Source organism: Paracoccus sp. S1E-3 (assembly GCF_013868135.1).
Taxonomy (GTDB): Bacteria; Pseudomonadota; Alphaproteobacteria; order Rhodobacterales; family Rhodobacteraceae; genus Paracoccus.
Map to the genome: position 1 here is coordinate 1265283 of NZ_JACEMU010000004.1, position 19324 is coordinate 1284606.

The window sequence follows — 19324 nt, forward strand, 5'->3', positions numbered from 1 at the left end:
CTCAGAACAGCGTTTTGCGCAGCATGTTCAGCGCCACCAGCGCCAGAAACAGTGCAAAGATCTTCTTCAGCCGCGCCGGTTCGGTCCGATGCGCCAGCGCCGCCCCGACAGGCGCGGTCAGAATGGTCATGGCGATCACGATCACGAAGGCGGGGATATTGACGGAGCCGACCGTATAAGGCGGCGCGCCTTCGGCGGGGGTGAACAGAAACAGCAGGGCCGAGGGCGCCGCGATCAGCCCCCCGAACCCCGCCGCCGTCGCCACTGCCCGGTGGATCGGCACGCCGTGCAGCGTCATCACCGGTACGCCGATGGAGCCGCCGCCGATCCCCAGCAGGACCGAGATGAACCCCGTCAGCCAGCTGAGCACATATTTCACCGGCCCTTGCGGCATCCGGTCACCCACCCGCCAGCTGGATTTCCCCAGCAGCATATAGGCCGCAATCACCATCACCAGCACACCGAAGATGATCTGCAGCGTCTGCGTGCGCAGCTGCGCCACCGTCAGCACCCCAAAGACCGCGCCGATCATGATGCCGAAGGCCCAATCCTTCAGTATCTGCCAGTCGACCGCCCCCTTGCGGTTATGCGCCATGACCGACCGGGCCGAGGTGACCACGATCGTCGCCAGCGAGGTCGCCAGACAGATCTGCATCAGATCGTCCGACCCGTAACCCGCCGCGCTGAACAGATAGAAAAAGGCCGGGACCAGGACGATGCCGCCGCCCACGCCCAGAAGCCCGGCCAGAATGCCGGCGAATGCCCCCACGAGGGCGAGAGTCAGTGCGGGCAGGATCATCTCGGTCATGCGGGCTCCACAGCGTTTCGCACCTGATCCAACGCGGCGTCGTAAAGCGCAAGCCCCTCGGCCGGGCTTTGCGCCTTGTGCGCCCCTTCGCTGAGCACCCGGCGCCACAGTCGCGCACCGGCACGGCCATGGAACAGGCCCAGCATGTGCCGGGTGATCTGGTGAATGCGCGCCCCCTCTGCCAGCCATGCGGCCAGTTGCGGGCGCATCGCCTCGGCGGCCTGCGCCGGCTCCGCGAAGGGCGCGGTCTGGCCCCACAGCGCATCGGCATCACCCAGAACGTCCCAGGGCTGGTGATAGGCCGCGCGCCCGACCATCACCCCGTCCATATGGGCAAGCTGATCGGCCACCATGCCGGGCTGAATGCCGCCATTGATCGACAGGTGCAGATCGGGGAAGGCCCGCTTCATGCGGTGAACCAGCGGATAGTCCAGCGGCGGAATCTCGCGGTTGTCCTTGGGGCTGAGACCCTGCAGCCACGCCTTGCGGGCATGAACGGTGACGCGGCTGACGCCCGCATCGCGCATCCGCGACAGGAAGTCGGGCAGCACCTGTTCGGGATCCTGATCGTCCACGCCGATGCGGCATTTCACCGTCACCTCGACCGGGCTTTCGGCGATCATCGCGCGCACGCAATCGGCCACCAGATCGGGCGTTTTCATCAGCACCGCACCAAAGCAACCCGATTGCACCCGGTCCGAGGGGCAACCGACATTCAGGTTGATCTCGTCATAGCCGAAGGGCGCGGCCAAAGCGGTCGCGCGGGCCAGCTCCGCCGGGTCCGAGCCGCCGATCTGCAAGGCGACCGGATGTTCGGCGGTCTCCTTGCCCAGCAGCCGGTCGCGGGGGCCGTGGATGATCGCGGGCGCGGTCACCATCTCGGTAAACAGCAGCGCCCGCCGCGACAGAAGGCGGTGAAAGCCCCGGCAATAGCGGTCGGTCCAGTCCATCATCGGGGCGACGGACAGGCGCGCAGCATCGCGGATCGCGGGCGAAATGGGGTTTTGCGGCATCGACATGCAGCGCGATCTAGCAAAAGCCGGGGACCAAGTCACGCTGTCAACTTGGACTTAAACATTTGTCCCTAGCCTGGGCCAATGCGATTCGTGCTGGCCCTGTTGATGCTGCTTCTGCCCCTCGCCGCCCATGCCGCGCCGGAGGAGCCGGCGCAGCTGTGCGAATGGGCGGCCCAGACCGCCGCGGCCGAGGCCGGCGTGCCCCCCGACATCCTCGGCGCCCTGACCCTGACCGAGACCGGCAGAAGGCGCGACGGTATCGTCCGCCCCTGGGCGTGGAGCGCGAATTCCGAAGGTCAGGGCACCTGGTTCGATGACCCGAACAGCGCGCTCGCCTTCGCGGAGGAGCGTCTGGCCCAGGGCCGCACCAATCTCGATATCGGGTGCTTCCAGCTGAACTACCGCTGGCACGGTCAGAATTTCAGCTCTGTCGCCGAGATGTTCGATCCGCTGACGAATGCCCGTTACGCAGCCCGCTTCGTCAGCCAGCTTTATGCCGAGACCGGAGACTGGCGTCAGGCGGCGGGGGCGTTTCATTCGCGCACGCAGGCCAATGCGACGCGCTATCTCGCGCGGTTTGACGAATTGCGTGCGGGCCTGCGCGCGGGCGGCTTTGAAGGCATGACCGACATGGCCGAGACCTATAACCGCTTCGCCTCGGCTGATCCCGGCGCGGTCGCTCGGCTGCCCCAGCCGTCGCGGAGGGCGCGGATCGTCGACAAGCGGATGCTGCTGGGGGCCCCCTTGGGGACGCGGGCCACCGGCATGCCCGGATCGCTCGCGGTGATCGGCGGCGAGCGGGTGGCGCTGCTCACCCCCGGCACGAGCGGTCTGCTGGACAGCCAGCGCGGCCCGCTGATCGGACCGGGTGCCGCCGCGCCATCCTCGTCCGAGGAGCGCCGCCAACGTCGGCGCGCGCCCGGAAACGAGGCGGCAACCGATCTGTCGGAAGGCGAGTTGATCGCAAACCCTCCGGCATTGGCCGAATACGCAGCCGAATTGCCCGACGCCGGCGACGCACCGGCCGATCTTGAAATCGCCGGGGTCGAAGAACTGCTTTGACACCTCTGTCACCGGTGCCGCCTCCGGTGAAAGATACCTCGGCCCGCTGGGCTGGGTGTCCCGGACGCAGTCCGGCGCCCCCGCAGGCGCCGGGACGGCCCATCGCGCAGCGCCGGGTGTTTGGGAATGCCGGTCACGCGCGCGGGGCGCCGCGCTTCCCGCGACGCCCCGTGATCGCAGATCCGGCTTTTTCAGACCTTCCAGTCGGGCGCAATCGAGGCCGCGATCGAGGCATCCAGCGCCTCGAAATCATGCAGGCCGATGGTGGCGTAAAGCTCGGACCGGGTCTGCATCTCGGGCAGCATGGCGGTGGTGGCGCCATCGCGCGCCAGCACCGCATACAGCTTTTCCTGCGCCTTGTTCGCCACCCGCAGCGACGACACCGGCCAGATCACCATGTCATAGCCCAGATCCTCGAATTCCTGCGCGGTCAGCGCCGGCGTCCGGCCGAACTCGGTCATATTGGCCAGCAGCTTCACGCCCGGGAGGGCGGCGCGCACTTCCTTGAACATCTCGACCGAGGTCAGCGCCTCGGGGAAGATCGCATCGGCCCCGGCCTCGACATAGAGCTTTGCGCGGGCGATGGCGCCTTCCAGACCCTCGCTGGCGGCGGCATCGGTGCGGGCGATGATGCGCAGATGCCGGCGCGCCTTGGCAGCGGCCGCGACCTTCGCGGCCATATCCGACGCCGTGGCCAGCTTCTTGTCGTTCAGGTGGCCGCATTTCTTCGGCAGAAGCTGGTCCTCCAGATGCACCGCGCCCGCGCCCGCATCCTCGAAGGTGCGGACCATATGCATGACGTTCAGCGCCTCGCCATAACCGGTATCGCCATCAACCAGCAGCGGCAGACCGGTGGCACGGGTGATCTGGCGGATGAAGAAGGCGACCTCATCCACGGTGATGATGCCGAGATCCGGCAGCCCCATCGAGGCCGTCATCGCCGCCCCGGACAGATACAGCGCGTCGAAACCGGCGGCCTTGGCCTGCAGCGCCGCCTGACCGTTATGCGCGCCGGGCAGACGCAGGATGCCGGGCGCGTCCAGAAGTTCCTGAAAGCGCAGGCCGGCGGGACGATCCGGGGTCTCGGCCCCAACGAGATAAACCATGACGGATCCTTTCTAGCCGCGTTTCGCCAGCGGCACGAATTTGCGGTTCTCCGGCCCGATGTAATGGGCCGAGGGGCGGATGATCTTGCCGTCCTCGCGCTGTTCGATCACATGCGCGCCCCAGCCCGAGGTCCGCGAGATGACGAAAAGCGGCGTGAACATGGCGGTGGGCACCCCCATGCGGTGATAGGACACCGCGCTGAACCAGTCGAGGTTCGGGAACATCTTGCGTTCCTCGTCCATCACCGTCTCGATCCGGTCGGCGATTTCGTAAAGCCGGGTATCGCCGGCCAGATCCGAAAGTTCCTTCGCGACGCGTTTGATGACGACGTTGCGGGGATCGGCGATGGTATAGACCGGATGACCGAAGCCGATGATGATCTGCTTTTCGGCTACGCGGGCGCGGATATCCTCGGCCGCCTGATCCGGGGTCGCATAGCGCGACTGGATCTCATAGGCGACCTCGTTCGCGCCGCCATGTTTCGGGCCGCGCAGCGCGCCGATGGCCGCCGTCACCGCCGAATACATGTCGGAGCCGGTCCCCGCGACCATCCGCGCCGTGAAGGTCGACGCGTTGAACTCGTGTTCCGCATAGAGGATCAGCGAGGTCTGCATCGCGCGGACATGATCGGCCGAGGGCTTCTTGCCATGCAGCAGGCGCAGGAAATGCGCGGCGATCGAGCTGTCATCGCCCTCGACATCGATGCGCCGGCCATTATGGCTGTAGTGATACCAGTAAAGCAGCATCGACCCCAGCGAGGCCATCAGCCGGTCGGTGATGTCGCGCGCGCCGGCGGGGTTGTGGTCGGGCGCTTCGGGCAGAAGACTGCCCAGCACCGACACGCCGGTGCGCATCACATCCATCGGATGGGTCGCCGCCGGCAGCTGCTCCAGCGCGGCCATCAGCGGGGCCGGCAGCCCGCGCAACCGCGCGAGCTTGGCTTCATAGGTGGCAAGCTGGGCCTTGTTCGGCAATTCGCCATGCACCAGCAGATGCGCGATTTCCTCGAAGGTCGCCGCCTCGGCGATGTCGAGAATATCATAGCCGCGATAATGCAGGTCATTCCCGCTCTGCCCGACCGAGCAGAGCGCGGTATTCCCCGCCTCGACCCCCGAGAGGGCCACGGATTTTTTCGGCGTCGGTGCCATGTCGGCCTCCTTATCCCTTGAAGTCGAAGATACCCGTCGGACGCGCGCCACCCAGCTTGCCGGGTTCGACGACGAAGTTCAGCGCCGCCAGATCGCCCGCCTTCAGATCGGCCAGGGCTTCCGCCGCCTGCAGGAAGCGGGTCTGTTCGGCGGGCGCGATGATGCCGTCCGACAGGGTCAGGAACTTCTGCTTGTAATTCTCGCGCACGAAGGGACGGGCGCCATCGGGATGGGCGTCGGCAAGCGCCAGTTCATCCTCGATCACGGTGCCGTTCTTCAGCGTCACCACGACGCGGCCACCGAAGGCTTTTTCCTTGGGATCCTGCGAGTGATAGCGGCGCGTCCATTCCGGGTCCTCGGTCGTGGTGATCTTGTGCCAGAGCGCGACGGTTTCCGGGCGGTTCGCACGCTCGGGCGCATAGGATTTCTCGTGGTGCCAGCCGCCGTCTTCCAGCGCCACCGCGAAGATATACATGATCGAATGGTCCAGCGTCTCGCGCGAGGCCTTCGGGTCCATCTTCTGCGGGTCATTCGCGCCGGTGCCGATCACGTAATGGGTGTGATGGCTGGTATGGATGACGATATTGTCGATCTGGGACAGATCACCGATCTTCGGCCCCATGCGGCGGGCGAGGTCGATCAGCGCCTGGCTCTGGTATTCGGCCGAATGTTCCTTGGTATAGGTGTCGAGGATCGCACGCTTGGCCTCGCCCTTGCCCGGCAGCGGCACGCGGTAAAGGGCGGACGGACCCGACAGCAGATAGGCGATGAAGCCGTCCTCGCCTTCCCATGCCGGCGACGGCGCGCCTTCGCCGCGCATCACCCGGTCCACTGCCTCGATCGCCATCTTGCCGGCGAAGGCGGGGGCATAGGCTTTCCACGAGGAAATCTCGCCCTTGCGCGACTGCCGCGTGGTGGTGGTGACATGCAGCGCCTGCTGGACGGCCTGATAGATCACCTCGGTCGGCAGGCCCAGCAGGGTGCCGATGCCGGCGGCGGCCGACGGGCCGAGATGGGCGATATGGTCGATCTTGTGTTCGTGCAGGCAGATGCCGGTGACCAGATCGACCTGGATTTCATAGCCGGTGGCGAGGCCCCGGATCAGGTCAGCGCCCGACTTGCCGGTATGCTGGGCGACGGCCAGGATCGGCGGGATATTGTCGCCGGGATGCGAATAATCCGCCGCCAGATAGGTGTCGTGGAAATCGAGTTCGCGCACCGCCACGCCATTGGCGTAAGCCGCCCATTCGGGCGAAACGGTGGTGGCGCTGTCGACGCCGAAAACGGTCGCGCCGGGCTTCATCGGATGGGCCATCGCCTGCGCGCGGGCCGAGGCGACCGGGCGGCGCGCCACCGAAGCCGCCGCGACCGAGGCATTGTCGATGATCCGGTTGATGATCATGTCGGTGACATCGGCATCGACCGCGACGGGATCGGCGGCGACCTCGGCGATTTTCCACGCCAATTGGTCTTCGCGGGCCAGCTTCTCGGCCGATTTATAGGTGCGGACGTCGTGGGTCTTCATGTGCTGATCTCCTGAGCGGTGATTTTCTTCGGGCGGCCATGTTCATTCACGGCGACCATCTGGAACTGTCCTTGCGCGACCTGGCCCGTCTCGCCGGTCTGCGGATCCTCGCGCCCGGCCACCACCTCGATCATCATCGCGCTGCGCCCGGCGCTGGTGACGCGGGCGCGGATGATGAACAGCTGACCCACCGGAACCGGCGCGGTGAAGCGCAGATTGTCGACGCCCGCCAGCACCACATTGCTGCGGGCGTGGCGGCTGGCGGCGGTAAAGGCGGCCTGCGCCAGCATCGACAGCGCCTGCCCCGCGAACAAGGTGCCGTAGTGGTTTGCCTGCGCAGGCAGGACCAGTTCGGTCAGTTCGGTGATGGCGGCGTCCTGCATGGCGGTCCTTCGCAAGATTTGCATGGGCAGTTTTCACCCGTGCGCAGCTCTGGTAAACAGCAGACTTGCATCAAGTTGCGAAAGCGCCGTGGCGGTTTTGCGAATCTTGCGAAGGGTTGCGAATGAAGAATGCCTATCTTGGCGGACAGCTGAAGCGGTTACGGGAAACCCGCGCCATGACGCAGGCGGCGCTGGCACGCAGTCTGGAGATCTCGCCCAGCTACCTCAACCAGATCGAACGCAACCAGCGGCCGTTGACGCTGGCCGTGCTGGCCAAGCTTGATGAGCTGTTCGGCGCCGAGGCGCAGCCCTTCCATGATGCGGGCGACGGGCGGCTGGCCTCGCGGCTGCGGGCCGCACTTGCCGATCAGGGCGCGCAGTTGAGCCTGTCGGAACTGCACGATCTGGCCGACAACTCGCCCGGACTGGCCAAGGTGATTCTGGACATGCGCCGGCGCCTGCGGGCGGCAACCGAACGGGCGAATCTGCTGGCCGAGCAGATCTCGGGTCCTGCGGGCGCGCCTGCGGCGCCGACCGCCTTCGAGGCCGTGCGCGATTATTTCTATACCCGCCGCAACCACATTGCCGAACTTGACCGCGCGGCGGAACCGCTGGGCACGCTGCTGCCGGTGATCGGTCGCGCGGACGCGCTGACCACCTATCTGGCCGACCGCCACAGGATCCGGGTCGAGACGAAGACTGAAGCTGGCACCCTGCGCCAATACGATCCGGCGACGCGGGTGCTGCGCATCAACGGCCAGCTTTCGGAATCGCAACAGGCATTTCAGATAGGCACGCAACTGGGCCTGATCGAGGAAGCTGCGACCATCAACCGGCTGTGCCGGAAATCCGGCCTTTCGCCCGAGGATCAGCCTTTGCTGCGGATCGGGCTGGCGAATTACTATGCCGGCGCGCTGATCCTGCCCTACGAGACCTTCCTGACCGCCGCCGAGACCGAGCGGTACGACATCGCGCTGCTTTCGCAACGCTTCGATGTGGGATTTGAAACCGCCTGCCACCGGCTGTCGACGCTGCAACGCCCCGGCGCGCAGGGGGTGCCGTTCTTCTTCATCCGCGTGGACCGGGCCGGCAATATCTCGAAACGGCAATCGGCGACGGATTTCCACTTCTCGCGCTTCGGCGGGTCGTGCCCCCTGTGGACGATCTATGACGCGTTTTCGCATCCGGGCGAAATCCTGCGGCAGGTCGCGCAGATGCCCGACGGGCGGCGTTATCTGTGGGTCGCGCGCACGGTCAGCCATGGGCGCGGCGGTTTCGGCACCCCGGTCAAACATTTCGCCGTGGCGCTTGGCTGCGACATCGCCCATGCCGACCGGCTGGTCTACGGGCGCGGATTGGACCTGCTGGGGCCGGAAGCCGCCACGCCCATCGGCCCCGGCTGCAAGCTGTGCGAGCGCGAGGCCTGCCCGCAGCGCGCCTTCCCGATGATCGGTCGCCCTGTTCTGGCCGAGCCGGGGCGCAGCAGCTTCGCGCCTTACTCGTCCGAGTCCTTGCCGTAATACATGGTGCCGATCTCGATCTGGCCGCGGCCGACCTCGCGGCGGTGGCGGTTGGTGTCGCGCAGCGAATAGACGCAGCCGCAATATTCCTGCATGTAGAATTCCTCGCGCTTGGAAATCTCGATCATGCGGCTGGAGCCGCCGCCCTTGCGCCAGTTGTAATCCCAGTATTCGAGGCCGTCATAGGGCCGCACCGCGCGTTCGCCGCAGCCGTTGATCTGCTTCATGTCCTTCCAGCGCGATATCCCGAGGCTGGAAGTCATCACCGGAAAGCCGTGCTCATGGGCGTAAAGCGCCGTCCGCTCGAACCGCATGTCGAAGCACATGGTGCAGCGGATGCCGCGTTCGGGTTCCCATTCCATGCCCTTGGCACGGGCATACCAGTTCTCGGTGTCGTAATCGGCATCGACGAAGGGGACGTTATGGGTCTCGGCAAAGCGGATATTCTCATCCTTGCGCAGAAGATATTCCTTCTCCGGGTGGATGTTCGGGTTGTAGAAGAAGATCGTGTAGTCGATGCCGGATGCGGTCATCGCCTCCATCACCTCGCCCGAACAGGGGGCGCAGCAGCTATGCAGCAGCACCTTTTTCTGGCCATTGGGCGGCGTCAGAACGGGACGGTCGAGATCGGTGGTCATGGGCGGCGGCCTTGCGGGATGCGGGGTCAAGCAGGTGTTTTAGCGCGAAACGGCCTGCGGGAAAAGGCCAGCGTCGGCGCCGGATCCTTTAGGTGTCGGCCGGCGGGCGTGATATTCTGACCCGCGTTCGGACAGCGGAGGAAAAAATGTTCGTCAAGACGGTCATACCCGAAGATGCGACGGGCGAAACGGCCGCACTTTACGCGGAGGACATAGCCGCGATGGGGCGGGTCATGGCGGCGACGGAATGCTGGTCGGCGCGACCCGACATCATCGTGCCGGTCGAAAGCCTGCTGCACCAGATCCGGGACGGCTTTTCGCTGGGGCTGCTGAATTTCCGGCTCATCACCTTCGTTGCCGCGCGCCTCGTTCCGTCCAGCTATTGCGCGCATGTCTATTTCCGCGCCCTCTCCTCTATGCTCGGGCGCGCACAGGCGCTGGCGGTTCATCGCGACTATCACAATGCCGGACTGAGCGATCAGCAGGTGGCGATGCTGGACTATGCCGCACAGATCAGCCGCAACGCGTCCGAGATCACGGCCGGCCACATCGCGCGCCTGCGCGACCTTGGCCTCAGCGACCTGAACATCGCCGACATCGCGCTCGCGGCATCGTTCCGTCACTTCATGAGCCGCTATTTCGACGCCGTGGGCGCCATGGTCGAGGTCGAATTTCTGGACGACGATCCCGAGATCCGGGCGACGCTGGCGGTCGGGCGCAAATAAGCGTCCGCCAACGCGAAACGGCGGGCGCAGGGCCCGCCGTCCGACAGTGCTGAGAAGGCGTTTCAGCCCTTGGCGTCTTCGGCCTTGGCGCCGGTCCCGCGAATCGTCGGCACGACCTGATCGCCCCAGGCGCCCGCGCCGTTATGGATGCGCGAGACGCGGATCACCTCGACCGACACGCCCTCGGCCACGGCGCGCTGCACGGCGTCGTTCAGGCGATGGACGGCCTCGGCCACACGGTGGATGGCGCGGGTTTCGCGGTCGCCTTCGGGAAGGTCGATGCGCTGGAATTCGGTATCTGCGGTCATGTCTCGCTCCTCCTTTTGGGCGGTCCCCGCCACTCTAGCGGCGGGAACCGGGGGGTTACAGGGCTAATCGGCCGCGAACCGGTCCGTTAGGCTTGGCCCGCTCGCGGTCATTGTTCGACCGCGACCGGGTTCGTCGGGCTTCGCCCGCTCGCAGTCGTTATTCGGCCGCGAACTGGTTCATGGTGTTGGCGTGGCCGCCAGCTTTCAGCGCCCGCTCGCCGCCGACCATTTCCTTGAAGGTGTCGCCCAGATCCGAACCGACCTCGTGCTGGTGCTTGACCGCCGAGATGCCGCGACGGATTTCCTCGCGCTGCACGGTCTTGACGTAAGCCAGCATCTTGTCGTCGCCGAAGTAACCGCGCGACAGTTCGTCCATCGACTTCGCGGTCAGGTGGAAGGTCGGCAGCGTGATCAGGTTGTGGAACACCCCCGCCAGCGTCGAGATGTCGTGCTGGAAGCGCTGCAGACGGGCATCGGCCTCCTGACCGAGTTCGGTCGCGTCGTATTCCGCCTTCATCAGCTCGTTGCCGTCCGGGTAGTCGCCGGCGGCGATCTTGCCGTCCTTCAGCCATTCCTCGCGGACCTGCTTGCGCAGGTTCAGGGTCCAGTTGAACGAGGGCGAGTTGTTATAGACCAGCTTGGCATTCGGAACCGCCTCGCGAACCTCGTTCACCATGCTGGCGATCTCGGAGACGTTGGGGGTATCCGTCTCGATCCACAGCATGTCGGCGCCGCCCTGCGTCAGATTGGCGATGCAATCCTCGACGACGCGGGCGCGGCCCGAGCCTTTCTTGAACGGGAACAGCCCGTTCGGCAGCCGCTTCGGCTTGACGAATTCGCCGTTCAGCATGATCGCGAGTTCGCCGTCGCGGACCGGGTTCGCATCCGAAATCGCCTCGGTATCCAGCCATTTGATGTATTCAGAGGCCAGATCGCCCGGCTGCTGGCTGACCGGCACCTTCTGGGTCAGACCGGCGCCAAGGCTGTCGGTGCGGGCGACGATGACGCCTTCGTCAACGCCCAGTTCCTCCAGCGCCAGCCGGCAGGCGCGCAGCTTTTCGATGAAATCCTCGCGCGGGACCGTGACCTTGCCGTCCTGATGGCCGCACTGTTTCGCGTCCGAGACCTGATTCTCGATCTGCAGGCAGCAGGCGCCGGCCTGGATCAGTTCCTTCGCCAGCAGATAGGTCGCATGTTCGTTGCCGAAGCCCGCGTCGATATCGGCGATGATCGGAACGACATGGCTTTCGAAATTGTCGATGGCCTCGATCGCCTTCTTCTCGGCCGCCGCATCGCCGGCGTCACGCGCGGCCTTCAGATCCTTGAACAGATCGTTCATCGCCACTTCGTCGGCCTGACGCAACGAGACATAGATCTCGCGGATCAGGTCGGCGACGGCGGTTTTCTCGTGCATCGACTGGTCCGGCAGGTGGCCCCAGGTGTTGCGCAGACCGGCAACCATCCAGCCCGACAGATAGACATAAGCGCGCTTGGTGGTGCCGCGCAGGCGCTTCACCGATTTGATCATCTGCTGGGCGTGGAAGCCCGACCAGCAGCCGAGCGACTGCGTCGACAGCGTCGGATCGGCGTCATAGGCCGCCATGTCGGCGCGCATCACCTTCGCCATGTCGCGGGCGATGTCGAGATGGGTGTCATAGCTGTTCTGCAGCCGCAGCTGGACGATATCGTCAACACTGACCCCGCCCGGCGTCTGACCCGAGGGGTAGCGCTTGGAAACTTCGGCGTGCAGTTCGGCGTAGCTTTTGCGGTTTGCCATGATCTTTCCTTTCGAGAGAATGGTTCAGGTTTGGTTGGGCCGCGCCTTGGGCCGGGGCCGGATCTCCTCAATCCAGCGCGTTCAGCACGTCATAGGCGGGGGTGGTGATGAAATCGGGCATCGTGTCCGCAGTCGCCGCATCCTGAAGGATGCGCGCGGCCGAGGCGTAATGCCCGCGGTGAAAGCCTGCCGGGCCAAGCCGGTCGAGGATGGCGGCGATTTCCGTCTGCACCATCTCGCCCAGCCAGACCGCATCCATGCGGCGGCTGGACCCGTCGGGCCGGCGGATATCGGTATGGTGGCGGATCCATTGCCAGATCTGGGCGCGGCTGATTTCGGCGGTCGCCGCGTCCTCCATCAGGTTGTGGATCGGGACGGCGCCCCGGCCCTGCAGCCAGTTGGCCAGATATTCGATCGCGACCGCGACATTGGTGCGCAGGCCCGCCTCGGTCACCTGACCGCGATGGGGTTGCAGCAGCTTAGCCGGATCAATCCGGCAGGTCTGGCGTTGCAGGCGGATCTGGTTGGGGCCGGGCATTTCGGCGTCGAAAACCTCCATCGCGACAGGGACCAGATCGGGATGGGCGACCCAGGTGCCGTCATGGCCGAGGCTGACCTCGCGCAGCTTGTCGGCCCGGACCTTGGCGAAGGCTTCGGCATTGGCGGCGTCGTCGCCCCTGACCGGGATCTGCGCGGCCATGCCGCCCATGGCGTGAATGCCCCGGCGGTGGCAGACCTTGATCAGCCGCGCGGCATAGGTGGCCAGGAACGCTTCGTCCATGGTGACCTGCGCACGGTCGGGCAGGACATAGGCCGAATGCTGGCGCAGCGTCTTGATATAGCTGAAGATGTAATCCCAGCGCCCGCAGTTCAGTCCGGCAATATGGTCGCGCAGTTCCCAGACGATCTCGTCCATTTCGAAGGCGGCCGGCAGGGTCTCGATCAGGACGGTAGCCTTGATGGTGCCCTGCGCCAGACCCACGCGGTCCTGCGCGAAGGTGAAGACCTCGTTCCAGAAGGCGGCTTCGCGGTGGCTTTCCAGCTTCGGCAGGTAATAGAACGGCCCGCGTCCATCGGCGGCGAAAGCCCGCCCGCAATGAAAGATGCTGAGACCGAAATCGAACAGCGCCGCCGACATCGGCTGGCCGCCGATCAGCACGTTGGCCTCGGCCATGTGCAGCCCGCGCGGGCGCAGGATCAGCACGGCGGGCCGGTCACTGACACGGTAGGACCTGCCGTTCTCCGCATCCTCATGTTCCAGCGCGCCGTCGCGATAGTCGATGACATTGAGGTGCCCGGCAATGATGTTGCGGAAGCTGGGCGCGGTCGCGTCTTCGAAATCCGCCATGAAGACCTTGGCGCCGGAATTCAGCGCATTGATCATCATCTTGCGGTCGACCGGACCGGTGATTTCCACACGGCGATCCCACAGGACTTCTGGAACCGGGGCCGCTTCCCAGATGCCTTGACGGATCTGGCGGGTGTCTTCCAGATATTCGGGCAGGCGGCCGGCGTCGATCTTTTCCTGCCGGCGTTGGCGGGCGACCATCAGCGCGTGCAGCTTCATCCCGAAACGGCGCTGCAACTCGCCGAGAAAACCAAGCGCATCGGCGGTCAGCACCCGGTTGCCATCGCGGACAGCGCGCAGAACCAGCGGCAGCTGATGCGAGGTGATGGGCTGATCGAGCGACATGGGCATGGCCTTCCGTGACAACCTTCAAGGCAGGCAGTGATTCTGCATCTGCATAATGTCACTTTAGTAATGTCATCTCGCAAGTGCAGTAGGCTTGTGTATAAATGGGGTCACTCTGTCACTTTTGTCAGGGTCGTTACTTTTGTAATGTAAAGTTTGTAATGAAATGGGGGCATCATGGCGGCACGCGGCGACAAGCTGATCATCGGGCAGCGGCTGAAGATCCTGCGCACCACGCTGGGGCTGACGCAGGCCCAGATGGCGGCGCAGCTGGATGTTTCGGCCAGCTATATCACGCTGATCGAATCCGACCAGCGTCCGGCTTCGGCCAAGCTGCTGATGCGGCTGGCGCAGGTTTACGACCTGAACGTGGCGGAACTGGCCCCCGACACTGACGCCCAGCTGGCCGCCGATTTCGAAGCCGCCCTGAAAGACCCCGCGCTGGAGGTCGAGGGCGTCAACCGCGCCGAGATGGAGGCGGTGCTGCAAGCCTCGCCCCGGATCGCGGCGGCGCTGGTGCGGCTGCAAGGCCGCCTGGGCGACGCGCTGATGCGCAACCAGGCCGAGGAAAACCCCCTGACCGACCGCAACAAGGTCGAGGCCCTGGCCCAGATCGCCCGGCCCGTCGAACAGGTGCGCGACTGGTTCTATGACAGCCGCAACTATATCGACGCGCTCGACCGCGTGGCCGAGGGGCTGGCCGAGGAGAACAAGATCCACCGCGATGCCTCGGATGTGGCGCTGAACGGGCTGTTGGCGGCGCATAACGTCCGGGTCCGCCGCCTGCCCGCGTCGGTCATGGGGGGATCGCTGCGCCGCTATGACCCCCATCGCAAGGAATTGCTGCTGTCGGAACTGCTGGACGCGTCCAGCCGCCGGTTCCAGATGGCGGTGCTGATCGCGCGGCTGAATTACGAAGACCTGATCGACCAGGTGCTGGCCGAGGCGCCCTTTGACGGCGATTCCACCCGCAGCCTCGCCCGCGTCAGCCTGGCGAATTACTTCGCCGCCGCCCTGCTGATGCCTTACCGCCCCTTCCTGGCGGCCTGCGAATCCGAACGCTATGACATCGAGCTGATCAGCCACCGCTTCGGCACCAGCTTCGAACAGACCGCCCACCGCATGACCACCCTGCAACGGCAGGAGGCGCGCGGCATCCCCTTCTTCTTCGTCCGCGTCGACCGCGCGGGCAATGTTTCCAAACGCTTCAGCGCCGGGCGCTTTCCGTTTTCGCGCTTCGGCGGCACCTGCCCGCTGTGGAACATCCACGGCGCGTTTGAAACGCCGGGCCAGATCCAGACCCAGCTGATCCGGATGCCGGAAGGGGCGCGCTATTTCTCGGTCGCGCGGACGGTGACGCGGGCGGGGGGCAGCTTTTCGTCCCCTGCCCCGCGCCTTGCGGTGGGGCTGGGCTGCGATGTGGCTTTCGCGCCGCGCCTGATCTATGCCGACGCCATCGACCAGGCGCGGACCGAACCGACCGAGATCGGGCTGAACTGCTTCCTGTGCGAACGGCAGAACTGCGCCTCGCGCGCGCAGGCGCCGATCAACCGCAACCTCGCCGTGAACGAGTTGGAACGCAGCGTCGCCCTGTTCAGCTTTGAAGCCGAATGACCGGCGTTAACGAGACATCTTTACACTGGCCCTGCGGCGCATCAATATGATGTGAATATGTATATTAACCGGCGGTTACGGACCGGGGCCAAAAAGGGACAGTCAAGGTGACGCGTGTTTTTGCCCCGCAGAAGGCTGCCCTGATCGCAGGAAACGGGTGCTGATCTGACCGACACGCTTGCCCAGGACGACCCCGAAAAGGCCACCATCTCGTGCAAGCGGGACGGTGATCTTCTGGTGCTGGACGGGGCGCTGGTGGTCTGGACGCTGCCGCATCTGCCGACCGAAGCCGCCCCCCGGATCGACCTGTCCGGGCTGGACAAGATGGACACCGCAGGCGCGTGGTACCTGGCCGAGGCGCAACACAGCGGCGCCCGGCTGGAGGGGCTGAAGCCCAATCACGCCCAGCTGATGGAGACCGTCGCCACCGCCATCCCCGAACCCGACCCGGTGCCGCCGGTCGTGCCCCATTGGAAGCAGATTCTGACCCGGACCGGTATGCGGACCATGCAGGCACTGGGGTATTTCAAGGAGCTTTCCGAATATCTGGGCCGGTTTCTCGCCGCCGGGATACGGGCGATCCGCCATCCGTCGCAATTCCGGCTGACCTCGCTGGTTTACCACTGTCAGGAAACCGGCGTTCGCGCGATCCCCATCGTCTTCACCATGTCCTTCCTGATCGGCGTCGTGCTGGCCTTTCAGGGCGCGGCCCAGCTCAGCCGTTTCGGGGCCGAGGTCTTCGTGGTTGACCTGATCGCCATCGCCGTGCTGCGCGAATTGGGGATCCTGCTGACCGCCATCGTGGTGGCCGGACGGACCGCATCGGCGCTGACAGCCTCGATCGGGTCGATGAAGATGCGCGAGGAAATCGACGCCATGCGCACCTTCGGCATGGATCCCGACATGGTGCTGACCCTGCCGCGGGTGCTGGCGCTGGTGATCACGCTGCCCATCCTGGGATTGATCGCCGATGTCGCCGGGCTGGTGGGCGGGGCGGTCATGTCCTGGATCACGCTTGGCATCTCGCCGCCGATGTTCCTGACGCGGCTGTCGGAAATCGACGTCAGCCATGTCATCGTCGGCCTGTCCAAGGCCCCCTTCTTCGCGGTCATCATCGGCATCATCGGCGTGCACGGCGGGATGCGGGTCGGCAAGGACGCGGAATCGCTGGGGCAAATGACCTCCAAATCGGTGGTGAACGCGATTTTCGCCGTCATCATCGCCGATGCGCTCTTCTCGGTCTTCTTCTCGGTGATCGGGCTATGAGCGTCGAGAACGTCATCGAAGTTCGCGGCCTGCGCAACCAGTTCGGCGACCATGTGGTCCATGACAATCTGGATCTGGACCTGCGCCGGGGCGAGATTCTGGGCGTGGTCGGCGGTTCGGGCACCGGCAAATCGGTGCTGCTGCGCAGCATCGTGGGCCTCGTCACCCCGCAGGCCGGCGAAATCCGTGTCTTCGGGCAGGACATCCGCAAGCTGTCCGGACCGGCGCGGGAATCGGTCGAACGCCGCTGGGGGGTGAATTTTCAGGACGGGGCGCTGTTTTCCGCCCTGACCGTGCGCGAGAATGTCGAGGTGCCGCTGCGCGCGGTGCCCCATCTCGGCGACGAGGACCGTGAAAGACTGGCGGGACTGAAGGTCTCGATGGCCGGGCTGCCGGTCAATGCGAACCCGAAATTCCCCTCGGATCTGTCCGGGGGCATGCGCAAGCGCGCCGGTCTGGCGCGCGCGCTTGCACTGGATCCCGAGATTCTGTTTCTGGACGAGCCGACCGCCGGGCTGGACCCGATCGGGGCGGACGCCTTCGATCGGCTGATCCTGACGCTGCGGGACGCGTTGAACCTGTCGGTGTTTCTGGTCACCCATGATCTGGACACGCTGCATACCTGTTGCGACCGCATCGCGGTGCTGGCAGAAAAGCGTGTTCTGGCCACCGGAACCATGGCCGAGATGTTGAAAGTCGACCACCCTTGGGTGCACGAATATTTCCACGGTCCGCGCGCCCGCGCAGCCATGGCGTCCTCGGGAGGCGCATAGTCGAATGGAAACCAAGGCGAATTATGCGCTGATCGGCGCGTTCACCATAGCCGGGCTGCTGGGGATTCTCGGATTTCTGATGTGGTTCGCCAGGCTGCAACTAAACCAGCAATTCGCTTATTACGAGGCCTATTTCCCCGAAGTCGCCGGGCTTTCCGTCTCGTCGCAGGTGCTGTTTGCGGGGCTGAATGTCGGCACCGTCTCGGCCATCGAACTGGCGCCCGACAGCCCGGATGCGGTGCGGGTGACGCTTGAACTGGCCGAGGAAACGCCGGTCCGCACCGATTCGCGCGCCTCAATCGACACATCGGCGGTGACGGGCGTGTCGCAGGTCACCATCACCCCCGGCCTGTCGGGCAGCCCGCTGCTGCGCGACGTCGCGACCGAGGAGGTGCCGGTGATCCGCTCCAGCCAGACCGCGTTGCAGACCATCGGCGAACAGGCGCCCGAACTGCTCAGCCGGGCCAATGTCGTGGCCCAGCAACTGACCCAGCTGTTCGGCGACCAGAACCAGGAACGGATCAGCAATATCCTGGTCAATCTTGAACGCTCGACCCAGAATATCGACAGGACGATGGCCGATGTGTCCAAGGCCGCCGACGCGATCGGGACCTTCGGCGAGAAGCTGGACCAGCTCAGCCGGACGGCCGATACGGCGTTGACCAATTTCTCGGGCGCATCGGCGCAGGCCGAAACCACGCTGGCCAGCCTCGACGGCTTCGTCAATGACGACCTGAAGGTCATGGCCGAGGATCTGAAGCAGACCGCCGCGACGCTGAAAACCGATCTGGGCACCCTCGGCACCCGCGCGCAGACCAGTCTGGACAAAGCCGATGCGGCGCTGGAATCCGTGACCGGCACCATGGACGCGGCGCGCGCGGTCGTGGCCGAAGTCGGCCCCGTCTTCACCGATCTGCGCACCACGCTTGGCAGCATCAGCACCGCGCTCGCCAACCTGCCCGATGAACTGCCGCGCATCACCACCAATGTCGGCAATGCCGCAGACAGCGCCGCCAGCGCCTTCGCCTCGCTGGAATCGATCCTCGACGGATCGCGCGGGCCGCTTCAGACCTTCACCCGCGAAGGCCTGCCCCAATATTCGCGCCTCGCGCAGGAGGCGCGCGGCCTGATCACCAATCTGGACCAGCTTGTTACCGCCATCAAACGCAACCCCTCGCAGATCCTCCGGGGTCAGCCGACCCCCGAATTCCGCCGCTGAGGTCACCATGTATCGTTCCGCCATCCTGTTTGCGCTGATCCTGCTGATCCCCGGCTGCGGCGCGCTGTCGGCCCTTCAGGGCGAACCGAACCGCAATGTCTTCGAACTGCGCGGCCCACCCGTCAGCGGCGGCCAATGCCGCGGCGCCAAGGTGAATGAACTGGTGGTGGAACTGCCAAAAGCACGCGGCACGCTGGATTCGCAACGCATCATGATCCGGCCTTCGGCACTGCAGACCCAATATCTGCCCGATGCCGTCTGGGGCGATCCGGTGCCCACCACCGTGCAGCGCCTGCTGGTCGAATCGCTGGGGAGTTATGACGCTTTCGGCCATGTCGGGCGTGAACCGCTGGGACTGGCCGGCGACTATGCGATGATCAGCGAGATCACCGATTTCAACGCCGAACTGCAGCAGAAAGGCGCGCTGATCCGGCTGAGCATCGATGCCCAGCTGGTCCGCGAGATGGACGCCGCCGTCATCGGCCGCAGCCGGTTCGAGGTGACGACCGAATCGCCCAGCACCAGGACCAATGACCTGATCCCGGCCTTCGACGCCGCCGCCCTGCAACTCATCACGGAAATGAGCGCCTGGACCCTCAGCCGGGTCGGCGCCCGCTGCAATTGATCCTGCGAGGGAGGATCAGACCGGCGCGTCAGATGCCGCGATGCCGGGGGCAATCTCGGCGAATATAAAAAGGTCCGAGACGCTTACATGGAATCGATCCGTCGGTTGGTCAAAGAG

General features: G+C 65.3%; 18 protein-coding genes. 8 read left to right on the forward strand and 10 right to left on the reverse strand.

What is annotated here, in order from left to right; translation table 11 throughout:
* Position 1 precedes the first annotated feature (1 nt).
* Together H1S04_RS06320 and dusA are read right to left on the reverse strand one after the other, a co-directional pair.
* Entirely contained in the window at positions 2–808 is an 807-nt protein-coding gene (locus tag H1S04_RS06320; RefSeq protein WP_181744670.1) for a sulfite exporter TauE/SafE family protein, read from the reverse strand.
* Positions 805–1821 carry a tRNA dihydrouridine(20/20a) synthase DusA gene (dusA, locus tag H1S04_RS06325; RefSeq protein ID WP_181745415.1) on the reverse strand — a complete coding sequence of 339 codons (1017 nt, stop codon included), beginning with the start codon at positions 1819–1821 and terminating at the stop codon, positions 805–807. The genes H1S04_RS06320 and dusA overlap by 4 nt, the downstream gene beginning before the upstream one ends.
* 108 nt (positions 1822–1929) lie before the next feature.
* On the opposite strand from dusA, the gene H1S04_RS06330 reads away from it, so the two are divergent.
* Positions 1930–2886, forward strand: a complete 957-nt coding sequence (locus tag H1S04_RS06330; RefSeq protein ID WP_255435461.1) for a hypothetical protein — start codon at positions 1930–1932, stop codon at positions 2884–2886.
* A gap of 191 nt (positions 2887–3077) precedes the next feature.
* Here H1S04_RS06330 and prpB read toward each other — a convergent pair whose 3' ends face one another.
* From prpB to H1S04_RS06350, 4 genes are read right to left on the reverse strand one after another with little or no spacing between them, the layout of a single operon-like run.
* Complete coding sequence (prpB, locus tag H1S04_RS06335; protein ID WP_181744671.1) at positions 3078–3992, reverse strand: methylisocitrate lyase; 915 nt, start codon at positions 3990–3992, stop codon at positions 3078–3080.
* A gap of 12 nt (positions 3993–4004) precedes the next feature.
* Positions 4005–5141, reverse strand: coding sequence for a 2-methylcitrate synthase (prpC, locus tag H1S04_RS06340; RefSeq protein WP_181744672.1), 1137 nt, complete (start codon positions 5139–5141; stop codon positions 4005–4007).
* Positions 5142–5151: 10 nt separating this feature from the next.
* Positions 5152–6666: an MmgE/PrpD family protein gene (locus tag H1S04_RS06345; protein WP_181744673.1), complete on the reverse strand. Its 1515-nt coding sequence runs from the start codon at positions 6664–6666 to the stop codon at positions 5152–5154.
* Positions 6663–7049 (reverse strand): acyl-CoA thioesterase, encoded by a 387-nt coding sequence (locus H1S04_RS06350; protein ID WP_220185097.1) that lies wholly within the window; start codon positions 7047–7049, stop codon positions 6663–6665. The genes H1S04_RS06345 and H1S04_RS06350 overlap by 4 nt, the downstream gene beginning before the upstream one ends.
* 122 nt (positions 7050–7171) lie before the next feature.
* Here H1S04_RS06350 and H1S04_RS06355 point away from each other — a divergent pair, with 122 nt between their 5' ends.
* Positions 7172–8569 (forward strand): short-chain fatty acyl-CoA regulator family protein, encoded by a 1398-nt coding sequence (locus H1S04_RS06355; protein ID WP_181744675.1) that lies wholly within the window; start codon positions 7172–7174, stop codon positions 8567–8569.
* Here H1S04_RS06355 and H1S04_RS06360 read toward each other — a convergent pair.
* Positions 8545–9207 (reverse strand): epoxyqueuosine reductase QueH, encoded by a 663-nt coding sequence (locus H1S04_RS06360; protein WP_181744676.1) that lies wholly within the window; start codon positions 9205–9207, stop codon positions 8545–8547. The genes H1S04_RS06355 and H1S04_RS06360 overlap by 25 nt on opposite strands.
* 146 nt (positions 9208–9353) lie before the next feature.
* Here H1S04_RS06360 and H1S04_RS06365 point away from each other — a divergent pair, with 146 nt between their 5' ends.
* A complete protein-coding gene (locus tag H1S04_RS06365) occupies positions 9354–9932 on the forward strand; it encodes an alkylhydroperoxidase (protein ID WP_181744677.1) in 579 nt (192 codons plus the stop codon).
* A 62-nt stretch (positions 9933–9994) separates the two neighbouring features.
* On the opposite strand, the gene H1S04_RS06370 is transcribed toward H1S04_RS06365, so the two are convergent.
* From H1S04_RS06370 to aceB, 3 genes are all read right to left on the reverse strand, one after another.
* Positions 9995–10240 (reverse strand): hypothetical protein, encoded by a 246-nt coding sequence (locus H1S04_RS06370; protein ID WP_181744678.1) that lies wholly within the window; start codon positions 10238–10240, stop codon positions 9995–9997.
* Positions 10241–10397: 157 nt separating this feature from the next.
* Entirely contained in the window at positions 10398–12017 is a 1620-nt protein-coding gene (locus H1S04_RS06375; protein WP_181744679.1) for an isocitrate lyase, read from the reverse strand.
* Positions 12018–12084: 67 nt separating this feature from the next.
* Positions 12085–13716 (reverse strand): malate synthase A, encoded by a 1632-nt coding sequence (aceB, locus tag H1S04_RS06380; RefSeq protein WP_255435462.1) that lies wholly within the window; start codon positions 13714–13716, stop codon positions 12085–12087.
* A 171-nt stretch (positions 13717–13887) separates the two neighbouring features.
* Between aceB and H1S04_RS06385 the strand changes: the two genes are divergently transcribed.
* The 5 genes from H1S04_RS06385 to H1S04_RS06405 all read left to right on the forward strand — a co-directional run bounded on the left by H1S04_RS06385 (position 13888) and on the right by H1S04_RS06405 (position 19207).
* Positions 13888–15324 carry a short-chain fatty acyl-CoA regulator family protein gene (locus H1S04_RS06385; protein WP_181744680.1) on the forward strand — a complete coding sequence of 479 codons (1437 nt, stop codon included), beginning with the start codon at positions 13888–13890 and terminating at the stop codon, positions 15322–15324.
* 237 nt (positions 15325–15561) lie between these two features.
* The gene (locus H1S04_RS06390; protein WP_370470468.1) at positions 15562–16590 is read left to right on the forward strand and encodes an MlaE family ABC transporter permease; all 1029 of its coding nucleotides are present in this window, start codon (positions 15562–15564) and stop codon (positions 16588–16590) included.
* Positions 16587–17363 (forward strand): ABC transporter ATP-binding protein, encoded by a 777-nt coding sequence (locus H1S04_RS06395; RefSeq protein ID WP_181744681.1) that lies wholly within the window; start codon positions 16587–16589, stop codon positions 17361–17363. Before H1S04_RS06390 ends, H1S04_RS06395 begins: the two co-directional genes overlap by 4 nt.
* Positions 17364–17367: 4 nt before the next feature.
* Positions 17368–18582, forward strand: coding sequence for an MlaD family protein (locus tag H1S04_RS06400; protein ID WP_181744682.1), 1215 nt, complete (start codon positions 17368–17370; stop codon positions 18580–18582).
* A gap of 7 nt (positions 18583–18589) precedes the next feature.
* Positions 18590–19207, forward strand: coding sequence for an ABC-type transport auxiliary lipoprotein family protein (locus H1S04_RS06405; RefSeq protein ID WP_181744683.1), 618 nt, complete (start codon positions 18590–18592; stop codon positions 19205–19207).
* The last annotated feature ends 117 nt before the right edge of the window (positions 19208–19324 follow it).